Source organism: Mycobacterium sp. (assembly GCF_035603715.1).
Taxonomy (GTDB): Bacteria; Actinomycetota; Actinomycetes; order Mycobacteriales; family Mycobacteriaceae; genus Mycobacterium.
Genome location: NZ_DATNJW010000379.1, coordinates 1 through 3,229 on the forward strand (window position 1 = coordinate 1; position 3,229 = coordinate 3,229).

Annotated in this window: 6 protein-coding genes; 5 read left to right on the forward strand and 1 reads right to left on the reverse strand. The window is 63.6% G+C overall.

Annotated elements, in window-relative coordinates; all coding sequences use genetic code 11:
- Positions 1–377, forward strand: a 377-nt coding sequence (locus VN856_RS15720; protein WP_325690609.1) for an Hsp20/alpha crystallin family protein, incomplete at its 5' end; no start/stop codon positions are given.
- A 47-nt stretch (positions 378–424) separates the two neighbouring features.
- On the opposite strand, the gene VN856_RS15725 is transcribed toward VN856_RS15720, so the two are convergent.
- On the reverse strand, positions 425–964 hold the full coding sequence (locus tag VN856_RS15725; protein WP_325690611.1) for a DUF302 domain-containing protein: 540 nt from the start codon (positions 962–964) through the stop codon (positions 425–427).
- Positions 965–1,028: 64 nt separating this feature from the next.
- Here VN856_RS15725 and VN856_RS15730 point away from each other — a divergent pair, with 64 nt between their 5' ends.
- The 4 genes from VN856_RS15730 to VN856_RS15745 all read left to right on the forward strand — a co-directional run.
- Positions 1,029–1,553 carry a helix-turn-helix domain-containing protein gene (locus VN856_RS15730; protein WP_325690613.1) on the forward strand — a complete coding sequence of 175 codons (525 nt, stop codon included), beginning with the start codon at positions 1,029–1,031 and terminating at the stop codon, positions 1,551–1,553.
- Positions 1,554–1,647: 94 nt separating this feature from the next.
- Positions 1,648–1,944, forward strand: coding sequence for a hypothetical protein (locus VN856_RS15735; RefSeq protein WP_325690619.1), 297 nt, complete (start codon positions 1,648–1,650; stop codon positions 1,942–1,944).
- 77 nt (positions 1,945–2,021) lie between these two features.
- Positions 2,022–2,852, forward strand: coding sequence for a hypothetical protein (locus tag VN856_RS15740; RefSeq protein ID WP_325690615.1), 831 nt, complete (start codon positions 2,022–2,024; stop codon positions 2,850–2,852).
- Positions 2,853–2,894: 42 nt separating this feature from the next.
- On the forward strand, positions 2,895–3,229 hold a 335-nt coding region (locus VN856_RS15745), incomplete at its 3' end, for an FAD-dependent oxidoreductase (protein ID WP_325690617.1).

A 3,229-nucleotide genomic window follows, 5' to 3' on the forward strand; every position in this document is an offset into this window, starting at 1 on the left:
TCTTTGGGCCGGCGGCGACCGACTGGGCCAAGCCAGTAGCCGGTGGATTCAGTCCTGCCGCCGAAATCATCAAGGATGGCGAGGACGCGGTGGTACGGCTCGAGTTGCCGGGCGTGGACGTCGACAAAGACGTCAATGTCGAGGTCGAGCACGGCCGCTTGGTCATCCACGGTGAGCGTCGCGACGAGCACGCCGAGGACAAGGACGGGCGCACGCTCCGCGAGGTCCGCTACGGATCGTTCCGCCGGTCGTTCCAGCTGCCCGCACACCTCACCGGTGAGGCCGTCTCGGCGTCCTACGACGCCGGCGTGCTGACTGTGCGGGTTGCCGGCGCCTACGCCGGGACTCAGGCGCAGCGCATCGAGATCAGCAAGTAATCACACTCGGATCCGGTGGGGCTCAACGGCTCCACCGGATTCGTCGGCTAGCTGAAGGCCTGCTCGGCGTCCACGCCCACGACACGGAGCAGGTTCACGACTTTGCGGTCCAGATCTTTACCGACGGCGGCCACCTCGGCGATGCCGAGACTGCCGAAGGCCGGACCGGGCTGGTCCATCGTGAACACCGCGTTGCCGTTGTCGTCGCCATAGACCAGCATGCGCAGCGGGGCGTACAACAGCGCCTTCGGGTCGTGTCGAAACATCGTCTCGGCGATGACGTGGTTGCCGATCAGGTACTCGATCGCCGGGGTGTGGTGTCCCGCAACGCCGAAGAAGACGCTGGTTCCGATCTTGGCGTACACCATCAGGTCGTTCGGCGCGTTCTCGGCCGCGGCGGCGCGCACGTCGTCCCAGTCGCCGCCGGCCTCGGTGATGCGTTCCACCGCCGTCCGGTCGACCGGCGGTGCCGCCTTCTCGAGGGCGGCGACGAATTCCTCGAAGGGAATCCCGGTCTCGATGTCGATGCGGGTCATGCCGTGCTGCTCACGGTGGAAGCCCATCCGCTGCACCTCTCTATGGTTCATTGACTGAACTCTTCAAGCCGAGTCTATGGTTCATTCAACGAACCTGCAAGCGTAGGATTCAATCGTGGCCCTGCCCCGCGAATACGCCGCCGAGAGTTGCCCCATCGCGCGATCGCTGGAGATCGTCGGTGAGCGATGGACGCTGCTGGTCGTGCGCGACGCCTTCTACGGAGTCCGTCGATTCAGCGACTTTCGCGCTCACCTCGGCATTCCCAAGGCCGTTCTGTCCGAACGGCTTTCACTGCTCATCGATGAGGGAGTCTTGGCCAAGGCGGCGGGTGGCCGGGGCCGCGACGAGTACGTGTTGACCCCGAAGGGCCGGCGGCTCTGGCCAATCATCTGGTCCTTGGCCGGCTGGGGCAACGAGAACTACGTCGAACAGCCACAGCGCCGGAGCTATCGGCACGCCGATTGTGGCGGCGCGATCGGACCGGACCGGATATGCGGGTCGTGCGGGCAACTCCCCGACGTCGCCGACCTCGTCCTGCACCCGCCACGCCGACCACGTGAGCGCGCGATGCGCGACGATCCGGTCAGCAAGGCGCTTCGTCGACCACGCCGGCTGCTGGAGCCGATTCCCGCGGAGTAGGGGCCGCGGGTGATCTGTCTCACGCCGCGGCTCTGCGCTGGATAGTATTGGTGTCGTAATGTGATCCATGACACCTTCAGTCCAGGGAGATCCGTTGTCCAGCACTACTGAACTGGCCGAACTGCACGAGCTCATCGGCGGCCTGCGGCGGTGCGTGAGCTCGCTGAGGGCGCGCTACGGCGACAGTCCGGCAATGCGCCGCATCGTGATTGACGCTGACCGGATCCTCGGCGATGTCGAATTACTTGACACCGATGTTTCGGAATTAGATTTAACGCGCGTTACCGTGCGGCAATCCGGTGAAAAGATTGCCATTCCCGACACCGATTACGACCGCGACTTTTGGCGCGACGTCGACGAGGAGGGTGTCGGGGGCCACAACAGGTCCTGACAAGTCAGCCCGCCGAGAATCCGGGGGCCTCCTCTGTGTAGTCTTCGACGAACAGCCCGTTCGAAGAGGAACATTTGATGAGCGCACCAACGGCGAACCGTCCTGCGTCCGGTGTCTTTTCACCTACGCGCGCACACATCCAAGCACGAACGCTACGCACCGACCGGTGGTGGATGTCGCCGCTGCGAATTGACTTGGGATTCGCCGCATTTCTTATCTACGCGACCTTCCGCGCGTTCCAGCAGAATTACTATTTCGTCGCGAAGTACCACTATCTGACGCCGTTCTACTCACCGTGCGTCAGCCAGGGCTGCATCAAAGAGTCCAGCGACTTCTGGCCGCAGGTTCTGCCGGACGTGTGGTGGCTGCCGTACGCGGCGCTGACGCTGCCATTCCTGCTGCTGTTCCGACTGACCTGCTACTACTACCGCGGCGCCTACTACCGCACGGTCTGGCAGTCGCCCTCCGCCTGCGCGGTGGCCGAGCCGCGTGTCCACTACTCTGGCGAGACCAAATTCCCGTTGATCGTGCAGAACACCCACCGGTATTTCTTCTACGCCGCCGGCATCATCTCGGTGATCAACAGCTACGACGCGATCGTCGCGTTCCACTCCGACAGCGGACCGGGCGGATTCGGCTTCGGCCTGGGCAATCTGGTCCTCGTCGGCAACGTCATCATGCTGTGGGTCTACACGCTGTCCTGCCATTCATGCCGGCACGTCACCGGTGGGCGGCTCAAGCACTTTTCCAAACACCCTGTGCGGTACTGGATCTGGACCCAGGTCAGTCACCTCAACACTCGTCACAAGTTGTACGCCTGGATCACCTTGGGCACGCTGATGCTCACCGACTTCTACATCGCACTGGTAGCCGGCGGTGCCATCCCGGACCTGAGATTTGTTGGCTGACAGACCGTTTCACGGATAGCAGAGAAAGTTTAGTGAGGTTCCATGGCTGAGGTCGAGCGGCACTCCTACGACGTTGTCGTGATCGGTGCCGGCGGCGCAGGTTTGCGCGCGGTCATCGAAGCGCGCGAACGCGGTCTCAAGGTCGCCGTGGTGACCAAGTCGCTGTTCGGTAAGGCCCACACGGTCATGGCCGAGGGCGGCTGCGCGGCCGCGATGGGAAACACCAACCCGAAGGACAACTGGAAGACCCACTTCGGCGACACCATGCGCGGTGGGAAGTTCCTCAACAACTGGCGGATGGCGGAGCTGCACGCCAAGGAGGCACCCGACCGGGTTTGGGAGCTGGAGACCTACGGCGCGCTGTTCGACCGCCTCAA